The sequence below is a fragment of the Paenibacillus sp. MER TA 81-3 genome, from assembly GCF_023713585.1.
GTDB classification, from domain to species: domain Bacteria; phylum Bacillota; class Bacilli; order Paenibacillales; family Paenibacillaceae; genus Paenibacillus_B; species Paenibacillus_B profundus.
Map to the genome: position 1 here is coordinate 203,269 of NZ_JAMAWB010000005.1, position 18,804 is coordinate 222,072.

Sequence of the window (18,804 nt, forward strand, 5' to 3'; positions counted from 1 at the left end):
TGAATATGAGATCAACCTTTCACGGGCTAGAAACGAGTAAGCGCTCCTTGTTTGTTCAATCGACGATGATGCAGACATTGGGGCACAATATTGCGAACGCATCAACGGACGGATATACGCGCCAGCGCGTCAACGCTACCGCAACCCGCCCGTTATCGATGCCTGGCATGTTCAATAGCGTGGCGCCGGGACAGCTCGGGACCGGCGTTCAGTATGACAGCATTACCCGCATCAGAGACAGCTTCCTCGACGTCCAATTCCGCAGAGAGAACCAAACGCTAGGTGCCTGGAGTATTGTCGATAACTCCATCCGCTCCATTGAAGGCTTTTTTAATGAACCTACCGAAAATGGAATGCGCGGCGTCATGGATAAGTTCTGGAACTCCTGGGAAGTTCTTAACCGGGACCCTTCCTTGCTCAGCGCGCGTGTAGAAGTAGTTGGCGCGGCCACGAACATGACGAATATGATGAAGCATATCGACGAATCGTTGACAAAGCTGGAGAATGACATCAATTCCAGTATTAACATCAAGGTCAATGAAGCGAATGACATCATCAACAACATAGCCAACCTGACTGACATGATCAAGCGTGTGGAAGGCACAGGGGATAATGCCAACGACTTCCGGGATCAGCGCGATCTTCTCATTGATAAGCTTTCAACGATAGTTGACGTTCAAGTGACAGAAGGCGAGCATGGCGACATGACGATTTTGGCAGGTGGCGTCACAGTGGTTGAGAACGCAGAAGCGACACCGATTACCGCCGATATTGCAGCCACAGCCGGTCAATTGCAAGGTTATGCCCTATCGTTGGGAGAAGTAGGGAAAGTTCGCGATCAGATGAATGCGATGGTGCAGACGATGGTTACAGGCAACGTGCAGGTGGAATTGGCTGCGGGATATGTTGCCTCATCCAACTTGGTTGCGAAGAGCTCTGTCGAGCTAGAAAATGGCATGACCATTCCACCGGGAGGCACTATTCCGGCAGGGGCGCGTCTGAAGAGTGCCGCACAGGTTGAAGTGAGCGGCTTCAATGGCCTGCATTCCTTGGGATATTCGCTATCAGATCCGGCAAAATCGGGAATTCCGTTCTTTACTTCCACTGATGGTGGCAACTTCTCCATCTCCAATATTCAAGTGAATCCGGAAATTACGAATGATGTAAGCAAAATAGCGGCTTCGGGCCGATACGATACGGCAAACGGACAAAACATAACGGTCAAAGGGAACAGCGTGATTGCCCATGCCCTGGCTTCCTTGCGTGACAAAACATTCAATTACCCGAGCGACATGACTTCATTGTCCACTGGCTCGATTGATGACTACTATCGCGCTATGATGGGCGACATGGGGACACGAGCGGCTAATGCAGAGCGTAATGTGAAAGTTCAAAACGATATGGTGGATTCAGTCACGTTCCGCCGTCAATCGGTAAGCGGCGTATCCTTGGACGAAGAAATGGCGGACATGATTCGATTCCAACACGCTTACAATGCGGCAGCCCGCAACATGACGACCGTCGACGAAATGCTGGACAAAGTAATTAATCAAATGGGCGTAGTTGGCCGTTAAAAATACACAATATTTATTACCATGAATAGCAAGGAGGACTTGAAATGCGCGTTACGAGTTCCATGCAAAATACACAGTTGCTGCACAATTTGCGGTATATGAACAGCAACATGACCGATTTGAACAACAAGCTTTCTACAGGACAGAAAATTCATAGACCTGGTGATGATCCTGTCGGTATCGGTTACCAGATGCGCTATGACAGCGAGTTGAATCGAAACGATGAATTCACGACGAATGCCCAGATGGGGACGGGAATGCTAAAAACGATGGATTCACTCATGCAGCAAGCGAGTGATGTCTTGAAGAGGGCGCGTACGCTTGTGCAGCAGGCTTCGAACGGAGCGACTCCTGATGATGCACGACAAGCAGTTTTGGCGGAGATGAAGCAACTGAAAGAGCAGTTGGTCATGATCGGGAACAGCTCGTACAATGGACGATACTTGTTTAACGGCCAGAAGACAGACCAGCCGCCATATACCAGCGATGGAGCAGCAACTCAGCAAACGGATCAAGGCATATATAAACTGAACGTGAGCCCTGCGGTTACTGTTCCGGTAAGTATTACCGGGGAGTTGATATTCGGAAGTGCGGTTGATACGGCAAAACCGATAGACAAGAATAACGATAACATTTTTCAGACTATGGACGATATGATCAAATCTCTGGAAAATAACGATGTTCAAGGGATGTTATCAGGTTTAGGACGAATTGATGCTTCATCTGATAGGATGAATACGCAGTGGTCAGAAGTTGGTGCGCGCATGAACCGGTTTGAATTGATGGAGAACCGATTGGCAGATGACAAGGTGAGTTTGAAAGAACAGCGTAAGGGCGTGGCGGACACGGATATGCCAGGCGGAATTATTGAACTGAAGACGCAGGAAAATATATTGCAAGCTGCATTGGCGACAGGTGCACGAATTATGCAGACCTCGCTCATTGACTTTATCCGTTAATCCGGGAAGGGCCTGATGATTGTGCGTATATCTGAAGTTGTAAAACAAATCCAATCGAATACGTTCCGCTACGAACCAGCGGAATTACACATTCGCAATCATTCCGCCGAGATGGATACCAACTGGGAGCAAGTATGGGATGAACTCGGCCTAAAAAAGCCGCTAGGTGTGGCTCGTGAAGTTCGGGAAGTGTCACAAGAGGCGGCGTTGCAGGCAACAGTGCAGTATGCCCAAGAAGGGGATCGGCTAGGCAACATTGCCAAGCAGAAGACGACATTCGGGCAGCTCGCCTTCGAACGGTACATGCAGAAGGGACAGAAGGAAGTTCGTATATACGCACTGCCTTCTCAAGGAGTATCTATAGATGTACGGATATTTCCGCCTGAAATTCAAGTGCAGACGAAAGGTGTTGTCCGAGATTGAAATCGAAGAGTGAGTATGTAACGTCAACAGTCATTCACAGCCCGAGTTATGGGGAGCTTCACCCTCAGCCACATCAAATCTATGAGTTCGTCAAAGGAATGGTCGGCTTTCAATCGATTGTCGCTTATGCACTCATGCCTTATGAAGATTCGGTGTTCTATATTTTACACGCAGTAGATGAGGATCGAAGCTTCATATTAATACCGGCGGAGAATGTTCAAGACTACAGCTTTGCGATTGACCAAGCCACAGTGGAAGTGCTGGAGATAGGGCAGCCTGAAGATGTGGTAACGATGCTTGTCGTGAACATCATTGACGATGTCATAAGCGTAAATTTAAGGGCTCCAGTTCTGTTTTCTCCTAAGACACAGAAGGGCTGTCAATACATTATCACGGACTCTAACCTTCCTATTCGGCACTTTATTCAGGGAAGGGGAGAATAAAATGCTCGTTCTGAAACGGAAAATCGGAGAAACCGTCATGATTGGCGACGAAATTGAAGTTCGTGTTCTCGGTGTAGAGGGAGAATATGTGAAGCTTGGATTTGCAGCACCGAAAAATGTGCAAATTATGCGAAAAGAGCTGTACGAGAGCATTGCAGAGGAGAACAGTTCTGCGGGGCTAGTCACACTTACAGCCATGGAAATGAAAGATATGAAACAAATGTTAAAGCACTTTAAAAAGTAAGTGTATTATATAACTTGTAGATTGAGTAATAAAGGGATATTTATACTATGTGAATCTAATGAGGTGGATATAGATGAGCAGCATTCATCGTACAGACGCCAACGGGTTAGACTTACAAGTTCATCGTGCGACGATCCAATCAGTGAGAAATGCACTTAGCAAAGACCTTTTGGATGAATCTAACGTTGTTCAAACAACTGCCAAAGTATTCGATTATGAAAAGCTACAGCCTGAGGACAAGCTTGATTTGCAGAAGAAGGTCGAAGAATTAAACGAATCGATTGCTAATTCAGGAAAAGAGATTCATTTCAAGTATCATGATGATGCCAAAGAACTGTATGTCGAAGTAGTAGATAGGAAGACGAAGGAAGTTATTGCAAGTTTGCCTCCGGAGTTCTTGATCGAATTGTCGGTAAAGATGAAAGAATTGATCGGATTGTTTTTGGATAAAAAAGTATAAATTTCAGGATGAAAGGTGGAGATAAAGATGTCTATGAACATTTGGGGATTGGGCTCAAATATGGATACCGGCTTAATGATTGAACAGCTAATGAAATTGGAGCAAATTCCTTATACGAAATTACAGGAGAAAAAAGAGAATTTTACTAGTTTCCAATCCTATTTTCGAACATTGAATACAAAGCTGTCAACACTTAAAGATAAAGCGTCTGAACTTACTTTGAATTCCAATTTCAATCTGACAACTACAACGAGCTCTGATGAACAAACCGTTAAAGCTACAGGTTCTGATAAGGCGATCTCCGGAAATTACCAAGTATCAATCCAAAAGCTTGCACAGTCACATGTTATCCAATCCAATAGCTTTAAATCAACGAATTTAGAATCTGGTTTGGCAGGGCAAAAGATTACTATACAAGAAGGAAAAGAAACACTCGAATTTGAATTAAAGGGGAAAAACAATGGAGAAATTCTTGAAAATTTAAAAAACGACATAAATCGGAAGTCGAAGTCAGTGCAAGCAACTGTAGTTGAAACATCACCTGGCGAAAAAACGATAGTATTCACTTCAGCAAAAACAGGTGAAGAGAACTCTTTCAAAAAAGATTCCGGACAAGGTGTTGTTTTAGGCGGAGATTTGACTTCTTTAGGAATATTTGATTCCGCTACGAATTCATTTAACACGGTACAAGCTGCGCGAGATGCGGAGTTGACCGTCAATGGATTACAAATAAAGAGCGCATCCAATGAAATTAAAGGCGTTATTGAAGGAGTTACATTAAATCTAAAAAAAGAGAACTCCACCGCTATGATTTCTGTCGGCCATGATTCCGACAAAGTTGTAGAAAAAGTTAAGGAATTCGTTAATTCATTTAATGAAGTCCGAAAACTAATACGCGACAATGTCGGAAAGGGAAAGCCTCTGCAAGGCGACTCTACGCTTAGACAATTGGACTCAGAATTATACAATTGGATGTCTGGGAAAATTGCCGGCTTAGCAACAACAGCAGACATTGGTATTGAAATCGATAAAGGCAAAAAAGCTGAAGAAATGACGGGACAAATATCTTTTGATGAGAAAAAATTTAAAGAACAATTAAATCAAGATCCGGATAAAGTCATCTCCATGTTCAATGCTGAAGGAAAATCAGGAAAAGGGATTGCAACGATTTTTTCTGAAGAATTGAAGCAATGGACGAGCAAATCAAATGGGTTGATTCAATCTCGAATCAAAGGATACGATTCAGATATTACATATGTAACAGATTCGATGGAAAAGATGGAAGTGCGGTTGCAGAACAAAGAAAAACAATTAAAGAGACAATTCTCTGCTATGGAAGTTGCGCTTGGGAAATTGAAAAATGAGCAGAATTGGCTGCAAGGTCAATTTAATAGTTTAACTAGAAAAGACTAAAAAATGAAATAATCAAGGGGAGACAATACGTGTACTCAAATGCTAACGGTTATTTGGCGTATCAGAAGAACAAATACGAGACGGCATCCCCCCATAGGCTAACGTTAATGTTATATACCGGTGCGATTAAATTTGTTAATCAAGCTGAACTTTCGCTCCAAGAAGGAGATTATATCAAGGCACATCAGCATCTGATTAAAGCCCAAGATATTATCTATGAGCTAATGGCATCTCTTAATGAACAAGAGGGCGGAGAAGTAGCAACTAACCTTAAAAATTTATACTTGTATATTAACGAACAACTTGTACAAGCGAATCTAACGAAGAGCGTAGAGCCAATTTTAGAAGTTAAACCTTTACTTCAATCAATTAAAGAAGCTTGGGAAGCTATCGGCAAAGATGTTGCCGTTGGTTCTTAATGGAGAAGATATGACTAGATTGGAAGCGTATCAACAACTTATTGCGTTAACCGAGGAATTCATGCGGGAAGTTAAGTACAATGCTAACTGGGATGAACAAAATTTTAACTTGTTTGAACAAAGTTGGAATAAATTAAAGGCTATAATTGAAACACAAGCGCAAGAAAAATCAAGTGATGAGGAAATGGCACTATGCAAACAGTTAAAGCATACACATGATTCTCTGATCGAATATATTTCAAACAAAAATTATCAATTATCAGATGCTGTACAAGGTGTACGTAAAAGTCAAACCTTGTTCAATGCGTATTATGGCTTAGGCAGAATTGATAGCAGTTCGATCTACTTTGACGAAAAAAAATAATAAGAAATATGTAAGTTTTCTATAAACAATTAATGATCATATGTCGATATAAATAATAGCCGCAAGGAAGTGGCAAATTATTAATCACGGAGGATGATTATAATGTCGATGTTTATTAACACGAACGTAGGTGCCATTAACGCGCACCGCAACCTGGGTATCAACAACTCTGCTATGGGTAAGACAATGGAAAAATTGTCTTCCGGTTTCCGTATCAACCGCGCTGCTGACGATGCTGCCGGCTTGGCTATCTCGGAAAAAATGCGTTTCCAAATCAACGGTTACAATCAAGCAACGCGCAACGCACAAGATGGTATCTCCATGATTCAAACTGCTGAGGGTGCGCTGACAGAAGTTCACTCCATGCTGCAACGTATGAACACGTTGGCAAACCAAGCTGCAACAGGTACGTATGAAGATAAAGATCGTGATAAACTAGATCTTGAATTCAAAGAATTGGTTAAAGAGATCGATAACATTGCGGACAATACCAAATTTAATGGTAAAGCTCTTTTCGATGGAAGTACTACAAAAGTAGGATTCCAAGTTGGATTCGAGAAAGATGTAAAAATCGAAGCTGAATTCGAATCTACTAAAGCAGATAAATTAGGTGTTAAAACTACTGATAATATCAAAACATCCGGTGCTGCTTCGACTGCAATGGCAAATATCCAATCTGCAATTAACAGTGTATCTGCAATCCGTGCAAAACTTGGTTCTGTACAAAACCGCCTGGAGCACACAATCAACAACTTGGGCGTAAACGCAGAGAACCTGTCCGCTTCCGAATCCCGTATTCGCAATGCTGATATGGCGAAAGAAATGACAGACTTCACTCGCAACCAAATCTTGGTTCAAGCAGGTACAGCGATGTTGGCACAAGCTAACTCTGCACCGCAAAGCGTTCTGAAATTGTTGGGATAATCAATCATTTCAAAATCCTTAAACCCTTTTCTGGGTTTAAGGATTTTTTTATGTTCTTAACTCTGTTATAAGTTCAATTCGCATGCCAAGAAACCGATATAAGTAGTATGACGATGTCGAAAGGTTGCGATTAAGAATGAAATTTGAAATAGATGGTCATATCGTGAAAGAATCTGTTGATGCAGTAGATCTCCCAGAACTGTTGGAAAATTCGCTGCGGCAACTAGCTAGTCAAAACAGAAGACTATCCGAAATCAGGATTGATAACGTTCCTGTCTACACAGATGTGTTGTCTTATGTCAAAAGAGCAGAGATGACCATTGAGTATATTCAATTACTTACAGTTTCCGTTCATCAATATGTGATGGACTTAAGTAAGCAAGTTAAAGAGTATTTACCGAACCTCATTGCAGGGATAAGGGGAATCACAGATCAATTTTATGGAGAAGTAACCAACGAAACTTGGAGTTATCTTATTGAAATCATTGAAGGAATGAATTGGCTTAGTCAATCGATGCACACTATTGATGAAGAAATCAAACATACAAGCAAGCCAATTTTCAAGGTGAACATTGAGTCACACATGCTTGCAAACATGAGAGAACATTTCGAAACTATAAATACTGCGTTGGAAAACCAAGATTATGTAACCGTGGCGGACATTTTTAAATATGAGCTTACTGCTCTTTTTGAGGAGTTGTTAAGTCAATTGCAAGAGGTGCCTGAATCCTATGTGTAACAGCCAGTATTACATCCTGCCTATATTTGAGGAACAGTATCCAGAATTGGTAACTGCTTTGGAGGAATCAGCAGGCAATGAAAGCATTTCTGTTCAATTAACAGATTGCAAAAACGGAATGAAAAATCTGCAGTTGATACAGGAAGAAACAGGCCGTAAGGTCAACATGTATAGTTCGTATAGTCCCGATAACGAGATTCAAAGATGGTTAGAGTCGATTTCTCCTCAAATTGAGCACAGTGAAAGTGTTATATTGTTTGGTTTAGGGTTAGGTTATCACTTGGAAGTTCTAATTGAAAGGTTTCCTGACAAATTATTTTTTGTATACGAGCCTTCTAACCAAGTAGTCCGGCATTCATTTGGCAGTACACTTGTGTCACAGTTACTATCAAGAAACAACGTGAAATTCTCGGCTGTTCAGAAGTGGGACCAATTGTTCTATATGATGCATGTGTATAGTGAAGAGTCCCCAGCATTGGTGGCAATACCGTTTTATCAACGGGAGTACAAGGATGAATTCGAAAAATTTCAGACTCAAATGAAAAATATGCTTGTAACCTTGAAAATTAATGAAAATAATGATATCAAATATCGAATACAGTGGATAAGAAATACGGTTCTTAATCTGCCAGCCATACTATCAAGACCATCTATTAAGAAGATGAAAAGTAAACTTGAAGGTAAGCCTGCAATAATTGTTGGATCCGGCCCTTCTTTGAACGAGGACTTGAGTCTTCTTAAATCACTTGAGAACCGGTTTTTTATTATCGCTGCGGGAACAAGTACACAAGCTCTGGAACGTGCAGGAATAACGCCACACTTAATAGTAACAATGGATGGCGGCCATTTTAATAATGTAGCTTTTAAAAATGTAAAAGTAACAGAGGTTCCCAAACTGGTTGTTCCACAAGTGCATCATGGTATTGTTGACCGACACATCAATTCTATATATCATGCCTTTTTAGACAATGATTTGATTGCAAATTACCATGTTCCATTTGAAGAAGAAATTGCACCTGTCTTCTATTCAACTTTCTCCGTAACCGGTACAGCGATACAAGCAGCGAGCTATTTTGGCTGTGAACCCATACTTATGACGGGGCAAGATCTATCTTATCCGAACATGTCCTATTATGCAGAAGGTGTTACGCATCTCAATGCTAAAATACAGCAATCGGATATAGCCTTAGCTACTGAAACGGTGGAGAACGTTAATGGTGATCTAAATGCAACAACACCTAAATTGTATATGACTTTGAAGGATATTGAAAATTTACTAGCATTACATCAAGATAAAACATTCATTAATACTTCCCGAAATGGTGCCAGCATTAAGTACACGAGATGGGCACCGCTACAAACTGCTTTAGAGCAATATGTTTCTTCAGAATTTGAACCAGAAACATTTACTGATCTTATAGAACAATTAACGTGTTGCTATACACTTGAGATACAAAGAAGCATAGCTAAGAAGGTATCAGAAGTTCCACAACAACTTGAGCTGTTTAGAAAAAAAAGTATAGTATTGTTAAGAGACTTGAAGAAGCTGCGGGAGTATAGTCGAACAAAGCCTCAGAAATGTATAAGTATCCAAAATAACGTTCAACGAGTATGGTCTGATTTGTATACTAACGAACTTTTCAAAGCTATTTTCGAAAAACTGTTGCAACCTTCTCTTCGACATATGGATCGTGAGTTGATGCATCTAACCCCCGACTTACCGATAAGGAAGATAAGTGATATACTTTACCAGGCCATTGAACCAGTCATTAATGATTTATTAGGGCAACTGCCAGCCATCGAAAAAATTTACAAAGAGGGAACAAATCGTTTACAAAAATCTGGCCATCTAGCAAATGAAGGTTAAGGAGCATCTTGAATGTACAAAGACAAAAAAATTCTCATCATTGGCGGAACCGGTACAATCGGGACATATCTTACAAAACAACTTCTCGCGTATGAGCCTAAAGTTATTAGAATCCTTAGTCGTGACGAGTATAAACAATATCAGATGAGTTTAGATTTCAAAGAACATATTTCCCGTTTGCGTTTTCTAATTGGTGATGTAAGAGATGCTCAGCGTGTGACACGTGCCATGGAGGATGTGGACTACGTGTTTCATTTAGCAGCTATGAAGCATGTTCCCCTTTGCGAGTATAACCCGTTTGAAGCGGTGAAAACTAATGTAATTGGGACACAAAACGTAATTCAAGCAGCCATTCATAATCATGTCAAAAGGGTCCTGTTTACAAGTTCGGATAAAGCCATTTGTCCGACAAATACTTATGGTGCAACCAAGTTAACGGCAGAGAGATTAATTATTGCTTCTGATTATCAAAAGGGTCCCAAGCATACGGTGTTTTCGGCGGTCCGATTTGGAAATGTGATGGGTTCAAGAGGATCGGTCATTCCACTATTTAAAAAACAGATATTAGAGCAACGCAAAGTAACCATTACGGATCTTAATATGCTGCGTTATATGATGACTCCTTCTGAAGCTATTTCATTAATGTTGAAAGCAAATGAGATAGCACAGGGTGGGGAAGTATTTGTATTAAAAATGCCAATCATTAAGCTGAAAGATTTGGCAGAAGTGTTGATAGAGGAAGTATGTGCAAAATACAATATTTTCGATCAGATTTCAATTGAAGAGATAGGGATTAGACCAGGGGAGAAAAAATGGGAAGAACTAATTAGTGATGATGAACGATTAATTGCTGATGAGACGGAAAGGATGTATATCATTCCGCCCTTTCATAAAAAAAATAGCAGCTCCGCAAAACAGGAGGTTTGTTATACCTCTCCGCAAGATGAGCTTCCTATTAGTAAGGAAACATTGCGTCGCTGGATTCGGGAAGAGCAGCTTATTTAGCTGCATATAGCGTTTCCAACCAATGAAGAAAGGGAAGTAGATATGAACTTTTCTGCAATTATTCCAGTTCATAACGGAAAAGCGTTATTAGAGCAAACTATTCTTACTTTATTAAGACAAACTGTTGCTCCAACCGAAATTATTGTCGTAGATGACGGGAGCACTGATGGAACTTCCGAATTGTTACATCAGCTTGCGCAAATATACTCTAACATAATTCCAACCTTTCTAAATGAGAATAGAGGGGTTTCCTATGCCCGTAACTTAGGAGTAAGTCATTCCACGGGCAATTGGTGTCTGTTCATAGACGCTGATGATTTAGTTGACTCATTGCTTTTAGAGAAATATATAAAGCATATTCATGAACTGGAAGAACAGGGAAGCTCTATAGATATGCTATTTTGTGCCTATGAACAAATAGATGAAAAAAATAATAAAATCACTTCGCCAAGCAGATTCAGACAGATAGACTCTTATGAGTACCTTGGATATCTATTTTATCGAAATCCAATTGTAAGCACTTCCGGCGTTGCGATAAAACGCGAAGTGTTCCAACACTTAAATGGCTTTAATCAAGAGTTTACATACAGTGAGGATTGGGACTTATGGTTACGAGTAGCAGAAAAAAATGTTGTGTCCTACATTGACGAAGTTCTTGTTCAAATTCGACGCCATCCTAACAATACCTCACGGGTTATAAATAATATGCAATACGGGGAAAGACTTGTCTTAAAACAGTATACTCCCGATTTTATAAAAAAGGCTATATTCCAGAGAGGATTATCCGAAGACCAGAATAGGCTTGATTATGTGTCAATTGCATACCGGCTTGATTTGTGGGATGAGGGCTATAACGAGTTGAACAAGGTGAGTAAGGATTCTGATTCTCTATATTTTTATAAGGGCTTGTATCATCTTAATAGACAAGATTATAAGAGAGCAAATGATTGTTTTATTATCACATATCAAATGAATCATAACCATCTAGCAGCACTTAACAACTCTGCTTGTTGTTTGTGGATGATTGGTGACGAGGAACAATCTGTAATCATCCTTCGCAAACTAGTTAATGAAATGCCGGATTATATGGATGCGGTCTTTAATTGTAAACAACTCTCGAGAGAGCCTGCTAATAAGACTATTGACCTTCGTTATACGTGGAGGGAGTTGCGTAAAGTATTAACTGTTTATCAGAGTTAAAAAACTTATAGGGGATAGTTTATATGTTAAATATTATAGTGTTTGGAACGGGAAGTAGTGCGGAATCTCTTTTTGCTAAATTAGATTTTAATAAGATTAATATAAAATTTCTATCGGATAACAATACTTCTAAGCATTATCTCCAATATAAGGGGTATTTGATCCTTCCACCCGAAAAAATTAGAGAAACAGAGTTTGACTATGTTTTTATCGCTAGTCAGTATTCCATCGATATCTTACAGCAGTTATTGGAATTGGGGATTCCTTATAACAAAATTATACCGTATGACTATGCAAACCATAGTAGGTTGAATATGAAATTTCATGAAGAAGCTTTCCAAACCGTGATAAAAAGAAAAAAAACAGACAATAAGAAAATGAAGATAGCAGTTACTAATTACGGTTATTCTCATTATAATGGATATGCTCTTTATCAAAATATACCAAAATATATTAAGTCGAAATATCAAATTGACTTGATAACAAAGAAAAATGTAGAAGTTCTTCAAGACTATGATGTAATTTGTTCATCATGTTTTGATGGTATTTATGATTCTAATCACATAAATATTGAGATGTGGCATGGATTTCCTATAAAAAGAATGGGAAATATGCATGAAGAATTAATTTCCGATAAATATCTTAACTTTCAAATAAAGCGTTCAAGTGCAATTAATTTAATATTGTCTTACTCAGAACTATACAGCACCTTTTTTAATTCATGTTACCCAAATAATATAACTAAATATAGAGTTAGTGGGATGCCTCGAAATGATTTGCTATTTAGAGAAAATGGTTTGAACAAGATAGAGAAAATCTGTAATAAAAAGATTGCTGATTGTAATATTGTCTTTTACTTACCCACTTGGAGAAAAAATGAGCATGTTGTTGATTCGAGTAAGGATTGGATAAGTCTATTTGGGCTTTCTGATGAAAGTGAATTGGAAATAATTAATATGCTCGAAGAACAGAACCTATTTTTAGTTGTTAAACTGCACCCGGTTGAATATAGAAAATACAAAGACTTGGATATTTTCAAACATGAAAGAATACATTTACTTACAGAAGAAGCTCTATCGTCGCATGAAATTCATTTGTATGAATTATTATCATCCGCAAAGATTTTAATTACAGATTACTCGTCCATATTTTTTGATACTTTATTAATAGATACGCCTGTTATATTTACACCTACTGATGTTACTGAGTATAAAAAGAATAGAGGATTTCTCCTTGAACCTTATGATTATCTAACACCCGGTCCTACTGTCGCTTCTATTAAAGAATTAAATGTGGAGATAAAAGCTTATCTTGACGGGGATGACAATTACAAAAAAGATAGAGAACTAGTAAGAAAATTAGTACATAGATATACTGACAGCAACTCAAGTTTAAGAGTATGGGAAGAAATAGACAATTACCTGTCAAACTTATAGTTATTTGATTAAGACGAAGTCAAAAAGAATTGGCATCCACCCCTTGAGAGGTAGAGCGAAGGAATGCAAGGGCATAGACCTAGTGTGATATGGGAGGGGAAAGAATGAAGAAAGTTGTAACTTACGGAACTTTTGATTTGCTACATTACGGACATATCAATTTACTTAGAAGAGCTAAAGAATATGGTGACTATCTCATTGTGGCCCTTTCTACTGATGAATTTAATGCTGTTAAGAATAAAAAGTCCTTTTTCTCATTTGAAGAAAGAAAGCTTATATTAGAGTCGATTAAGTATGTGGACTGCATTATTGAGGAAAAATGCTGGGAACAAAAAGCTGAAGATATTGTGAAAAATAAAATTGAAGTGCTAGTGATGGGTAACGACTGGGAGGGTAAGTTTGACCTGCTGAAAGATTACTGTGATGTCATTTACTTACCAAGGACACCTGAAATATCAACTTCAAAAATAAAAGAGGATTTGAGAATGTGCAGATAGGACACCATCGATAGGGGGATTTTTTTATGTTCGAAAAAGTAAAGGTAATGATATTTGGAACTGGGGAAGGAGCAAGAAGAGCTCTTGCTATATTAGATTTGGATAAGGTTGAGATTCTTTGTTATATAGATAACGATTCCTCGAAGCAGAACACTCTTTACAATGGTATCAAGGTTATAAGCCCAGAAGAAGTAAAACATAACTATGATTTTATTGTCATAGCAAGTATGTTCTTTGAAGAGATATTTTCTCAACTGATTGAATTAGGGGTGGAGAAAGGTAAGATCATAAAGATATTTAAGGAAAAAACTAGTACCTCAAAGGAAATGGTAAAACAACTGTTTGAAGAGAATAAGGTGTACACCCAATTAATAAAGAAATCTTGCCTCGAACATTATTACAATAACTATGCAGTGTGCGATATGATTATATTGGAGAAAGATAGAAATGAACTTTTATATAATTTTCCAGATTTTGTTATAAAAGGATTAGACTATGTTAGAGTCTCTACATTGGAATTGATCTCGCGAGAAATATACTCTAACAATATTGAAGGGGCAGTTGCTGAATTGGGTGTTTATAAAGGTGATTTTTCTAAAATTATTAATCATCTTTTTAAAGATAGAAGACTTTTCTTGTTTGATACTTTTGAAGGGTTTAGCCAAAGAGATGTGAATTTTGAAAAAAATCATCAATTATCGAACATTAAAGTTGGGCATCTATGTGATACAACAATAAACACGGTCTTATTAAAAATGAATAACCCAGAAAATTGTATTGTCAAAAAGGGCTATTTTCCAGAAAGCGCACAAGATATTAATAACGAAAAATTTGCATTCGTAAGTATTGATACTGATTTATACACTCCTACTCTAGAGGGCTTGAAGTTTTTCTATCCGCGGTTAGAAAAAGGAGGGTATATATTAATTCATGACTATAATCATGTCAAATATAAAGGTGTAAAAAAAGCCGTCAAGGAATTTTGTAAAGAAGAAGGACTTAATTATGTACCTTTAAGTGATTACTTTGGAAGTGTTGTAATAGCAAAATAATAAATATGCCCTTTATATTCATAAATCCGGGTTCCTTTTAGCCATTCGATAAAGATTATAATTTTTTCAAATGATCACTTTTTATAGCGGGATTTTTGCGAGAGGCAAGTCAAATTGCTATTAATTCGAGTAATTGAGGGATGAAAAACTAAATGAGGATAATACAAGAATATGTAAGTAGGAATTATGACAGAGTAATTGGTTGGGGAACCAGCGGATACTATGAAAAATACTCCAAAGAATTGAGTGTCGAATTAGATTATTTAATAGATAACGATCCAAATAAGAGGAATCAATTACTTGATGGTAAAAAAATATATCCACCATCAATTTTATGCAACGAAACTCCCAAAAAAACTTTAGTTATTATATTTTCAAGTTTTTACAATGAAATTAAAGAAACCATTCATCAGTTTGGTGACTTTTATACTATTAGCGGTAATCAACTGATTGGATTTGGTCATCTGCTAATGAAGAGTGAAAACAAATTATTGGAGGACGATGAATTAGACAAGGGTATTATTATTAGTATATCCAGAAATAATTTTGCGTTGTACCTTGGCGGCACAAGCAAATTTATAAGAGAACAGATGATTCTTTACAAAGAAAAAGGATGCATTAATCTTCACTTATTTTGGCGTATATATAACATTAAAGGCTTCAATGGGAGTTTTTTAACAGTAGTTAAAAATGGATCGGAAATTGGGCTGTTTACTATTGATCAATTCTTTGAAGCTATCAATAATATTAAAGCATTAATTGTTCATAATCTAATTGGTATGGAATTATCAGTGCTTGATACCATAATTAATAAACTGGATTCAAAAGTGCCGATATTATATTATCTACATGATTTTTCTTGTATATGCAGTAACATTAAGTTGATGCATAATGATGAGACTTTCTGTCATGGTTATGAAGATGAATGGAAGTTGTGTGCAAGTTGCGAGAGTAACGAACAAAAGAAAAAAATATTTGAATATCACAGTACTCTTTTTTCTATTAATAATATTAAATTAATTGCTCCTTCAAACCATACAAAATACGCTGTAACCAAAGCATTTAATCTAGATGAAAAAAAGATTGCTGTGATCAACCACCAGAAGCATACAATTGTAAATAAAGAAAAAATATCAGTGAATAATAAAATTAAAATTGCATATGTAGGTTATAAACACATCCATAAAGGTTGGGAAATATTTAAGAAAATCTTTTTTGAGTTTAAAAATAAATATGAATTTTATTGTTTGGGAACCAATGATGAATTTATTGAGGGAATAAATTATATAGATGTTTCCTTCATTGAAAATGGCGAGCTAGCCATGGTTAATAAGTTGGTTGAACATTCCATTGATGTAGCTTTTCTATGGTCTGTTTGGCCAGAGACATATTCATATACATACTATGAAAGCTTCGCAGCTGGATCACTTGTAATCACTAATGTATTAAGCGGGAACATTGCAGATCAAGTTAAAGTAAATCAAAACGGAGTTGTTTTTAATAATTATACTGAGCTAAGAGACTTATTATCGAATGAAGAGGAGCTACGTAATACGATTTTGAACAACAAAAAGATAATAAAAAATTTGAGGAGCAATAAAGAAGACATATTTGAAGAGATTGATATTGTTAAGAACATAAATAATTTAGAACTGTGAATAGAAAATTAGAAAAGCTGTAATAAATATAAAATAGTAAATAGTTAATTAATGATATGAGGATTTTAGCTATGAATGCATTAGTAATGAGCATATCAAAAAAGTTCTGATACTCAGAGCAATTAAGAAAGCACTTAAAAAGATAACAAAGCTTTATTATACGGAGCTGACATAGATGAATATTGTTTGGGCAAGTATTTTTGTGGATGTCTGCCTATCAATCAGCTGATAAAACTGAAGAGTTTAATGCTGACGCAGAGAGTGACAGTTTGTTAGATAACACTAATTTAAATTAGTGTTGAGGGATATAGTGTGATGCGAAAGGTCGTTATCTTTAGTACAGGTAACAGTGCTGAATCGCCGTGATGCTGCAATCTACATTCTCTAGTAGAACTTCTTAGGCTGTAAAAGTCGAAATCTTGAGAATAAGCGGGAAAACAGGAGAAAAATATTACTTTATAGTGGAAGTTATAATTGTCATATTGATATCATTGATTACGGAAATTTATAAATATTACACAGCTCATTGCAAAGTGGTATCTCCTGAACTTGAGGTACCACTTCTATGTATCTATAGCTGCTTGGTCATACGCTGGTAGTGTTACCGAGTAAATCATTGCCTCTTAAAAGTAAGCATTTATAATAATGAAAAGAGGAAGGGAATACAATGTACAGCATAATTATTTTTGGGACGGGCAGTAGTGCTGAAGCAATTGTTAGTCAATTAAACAATAATAAGGCAAGTATCATCGCTTTTATAGATAATAATATAGAAAAACAAGGGATGCTGATTCATGGAATTCCTGTGCATGCCCCGCAAAGTTTAAAAGACAATGATTTCAGTTATGACTATATAATAATTGCTAGTCAATTTGTTTCTTTCATTTATAATCAATTGTTGGAACTGGGAGTTGATTCGAGAAAAATAATACCTATCTATTCGGAGCTGCACACTTCCCAAATAAAAGAGTATATCGATAATATATTGAATGATATGACATATAACGATAATCATGAGATAAAGAGAATATCCATGGTTTCCATCAATCCTTCGGGATGCAATAGCAGAGCCTTATATCACCTGGCACCGGGATATATTAAGGATAAGTATGAGCTTGTTCTAAGGGAAAAAGGAAGCCTGGATAATGTTGAGGATGATGCCGTCATTACGACACATAGAAATGTTGCCCTGAAAGGAAATAAAATAAACATAGAGATGTGGCATGGATTCCCTTTAAAAGGGATGGGCAGGATGAACCGAAATGTAAACCAAGAAGATACAGGCTCTTCAGAAAACTGGAGTTCAGCGCATTTAATTTCATCGTATTCAGATATATATACTACACTTATGAATGCTTGTTTTCCTACAAACGTCACACAGTACACCGTGACCGGAATGCCTAGGAACGATTATCTTTATCGAAGTAAAGGGAAAGACGGTATAGTTAAAATTTTTGGCGATGTAATAAAGGATAGAACGATAGTTTACTACCTGCCGACATTTAGAAAGAAGACAACATATTCAACTAGAAATTTTGAAGAAGGCAATAGAATATGGAACAATACTTTTGGCTTTGAACAGTTTGATGAAGTCAAGTTCACGAATTTTTTGGAGCGACACAATATATTGTTAGTATGCAAACAACACGCATTTGAGGAAGCAGTCTACTCCCATGTCATTTCAGACTATATGAGGAACCACGTTTTGCAATTAACCAATCAGGCTTTAGAGGAGCAAAATTTAGATCTTTATGAAGTTCTTAATGCCTGTGATGTGTTAATAACAGATTACTCTTCCGTTTATTTTGACTATCTATTGCTGGATCGTCCCATTATTTTTACACCTCTGGATATAGAAGACTACCGTAAGACACGGGGATTTTTATTAGAACCGTATGATTTCTGGACACCTGGTGAACATGCGATGAGTCAAGAGGGTCTTGAGAAAAGCCTGCTTCTTGCTCTTTCAGATCCAAAAGCCCATGCAAAACAGAGGGAAGTGGTTAGAAATATAATTCATACGTATCGAGATGGCTGTTCTACCGAAAGAGTATGGCGGTGTATCGATGAACTTATATCTAACTATAGAACTCGATAATAAAGTATATAGCTAAGAGAGAGGGCTTC

General features: G+C 37.6%; 19 protein-coding genes. All 19 read left to right on the forward strand.

The genetic code is table 11. The features are described from left to right. Nucleotides 1-5: 5 nt before the first annotated feature. A complete protein-coding gene (gene flgK, locus M3650_RS08895) occupies nt 6-1,574 on the forward strand; it encodes a flagellar hook-associated protein FlgK (protein ID WP_251573881.1) in 1,569 nt (522 codons plus the stop codon). 44 nt (nt 1,575-1,618) lie between these two features. Then, nucleotides 1,619-2,533: a flagellar hook-associated protein FlgL gene (gene flgL, locus M3650_RS08900; RefSeq protein WP_251573883.1), complete on the forward strand. Its 915-nt coding sequence runs from the start codon at nt 1,619-1,621 to the stop codon at nt 2,531-2,533. A 15-nt stretch (nt 2,534-2,548) separates the two neighbouring features. Continuing rightward, on the forward strand, nt 2,549-2,956 hold the full coding sequence (locus M3650_RS08905) for a DUF6470 family protein (RefSeq protein ID WP_251573891.1): 408 nt from the start codon (nt 2,549-2,551) through the stop codon (nt 2,954-2,956). Further along, nucleotides 2,953-3,399: a flagellar assembly protein FliW gene (fliW, locus tag M3650_RS08910; RefSeq protein WP_251573899.1), complete on the forward strand. Its 447-nt coding sequence runs from the start codon at nt 2,953-2,955 to the stop codon at nt 3,397-3,399. Before M3650_RS08905 ends, fliW begins: the two co-directional genes overlap by 4 nt. 1 nt (nt 3,400) lies before the next feature. Next, entirely contained in the window at nt 3,401-3,643 is a 243-nt protein-coding gene (gene csrA / locus M3650_RS08915; RefSeq protein WP_251573902.1) for a carbon storage regulator CsrA, read from the forward strand. 73 nt (nt 3,644-3,716) lie between these two features. Next, entirely contained in the window at nt 3,717-4,103 is a 387-nt protein-coding gene (locus tag M3650_RS08920) for a flagellar protein FlaG (protein WP_251573904.1), read from the forward strand. A gap of 27 nt (nt 4,104-4,130) precedes the next feature. Continuing rightward, nucleotides 4,131-5,516, forward strand: a complete 1,386-nt coding sequence (fliD, locus tag M3650_RS08925; protein ID WP_251573906.1) for a flagellar filament capping protein FliD — start codon at nt 4,131-4,133, stop codon at nt 5,514-5,516. Between the two features lie 29 nt (nt 5,517-5,545). Further along, nucleotides 5,546-5,935: a flagellar export chaperone FliS gene (gene fliS / locus M3650_RS08930; RefSeq protein WP_251573909.1), complete on the forward strand. Its 390-nt coding sequence runs from the start codon at nt 5,546-5,548 to the stop codon at nt 5,933-5,935. Continuing rightward, complete coding sequence (locus M3650_RS08935) at nt 5,916-6,299, forward strand: hypothetical protein (RefSeq protein WP_251573911.1); 384 nt, start codon at nt 5,916-5,918, stop codon at nt 6,297-6,299. Before fliS ends, M3650_RS08935 begins: the two co-directional genes overlap by 20 nt. 102 nt (nt 6,300-6,401) lie before the next feature. Beyond that, complete coding sequence (locus M3650_RS08940) at nt 6,402-7,223, forward strand: flagellin N-terminal helical domain-containing protein (RefSeq protein ID WP_285848376.1); 822 nt, start codon at nt 6,402-6,404, stop codon at nt 7,221-7,223. A gap of 136 nt (nt 7,224-7,359) precedes the next feature. Then, nucleotides 7,360-7,962: a DUF8042 domain-containing protein gene (locus M3650_RS08945; protein WP_251573914.1), complete on the forward strand. Its 603-nt coding sequence runs from the start codon at nt 7,360-7,362 to the stop codon at nt 7,960-7,962. Then, entirely contained in the window at nt 7,955-9,829 is a 1,875-nt protein-coding gene (locus M3650_RS08950; RefSeq protein ID WP_251573916.1) for a motility associated factor glycosyltransferase family protein, read from the forward strand. Before M3650_RS08945 ends, M3650_RS08950 begins: the two co-directional genes overlap by 8 nt. 12 nt (nt 9,830-9,841) lie before the next feature. Further along, a complete protein-coding gene (locus M3650_RS08955) occupies nt 9,842-10,834 on the forward strand; it encodes an SDR family NAD(P)-dependent oxidoreductase (protein ID WP_251573918.1) in 993 nt (330 codons plus the stop codon). 42 nt (nt 10,835-10,876) lie between these two features. Next, nucleotides 10,877-12,034, forward strand: a complete 1,158-nt coding sequence (locus M3650_RS08960) for a glycosyltransferase family 2 protein (RefSeq protein ID WP_251573921.1) — start codon at nt 10,877-10,879, stop codon at nt 12,032-12,034. A gap of 23 nt (nt 12,035-12,057) precedes the next feature. Further along, nucleotides 12,058-13,470 carry a CDP-glycerol glycerophosphotransferase family protein gene (locus M3650_RS08965; RefSeq protein ID WP_251573923.1) on the forward strand — a complete coding sequence of 471 codons (1,413 nt, stop codon included), beginning with the start codon at nt 12,058-12,060 and terminating at the stop codon, nt 13,468-13,470. Nucleotides 13,471-13,574: 104 nt separating this feature from the next. After that, entirely contained in the window at nt 13,575-13,967 is a 393-nt protein-coding gene (gene tagD, locus M3650_RS08970) for a glycerol-3-phosphate cytidylyltransferase (RefSeq protein WP_251573925.1), read from the forward strand. Between the two features lie 26 nt (nt 13,968-13,993). Further along, nucleotides 13,994-15,019, forward strand: a complete 1,026-nt coding sequence (locus M3650_RS08975) for a TylF/MycF/NovP-related O-methyltransferase (protein WP_251573928.1) — start codon at nt 13,994-13,996, stop codon at nt 15,017-15,019. A gap of 152 nt (nt 15,020-15,171) precedes the next feature. Continuing rightward, nucleotides 15,172-16,677 (forward strand): glycosyltransferase family protein, encoded by a 1,506-nt coding sequence (locus tag M3650_RS08980; protein WP_251573930.1) that lies wholly within the window; start codon nt 15,172-15,174, stop codon nt 16,675-16,677. 667 nt (nt 16,678-17,344) lie between these two features. Next, nucleotides 17,345-18,775: a CDP-glycerol glycerophosphotransferase family protein gene (locus M3650_RS08985; RefSeq protein ID WP_251573932.1), complete on the forward strand. Its 1,431-nt coding sequence runs from the start codon at nt 17,345-17,347 to the stop codon at nt 18,773-18,775. Nucleotides 18,776-18,804: the final 29 nt, after the last annotated feature.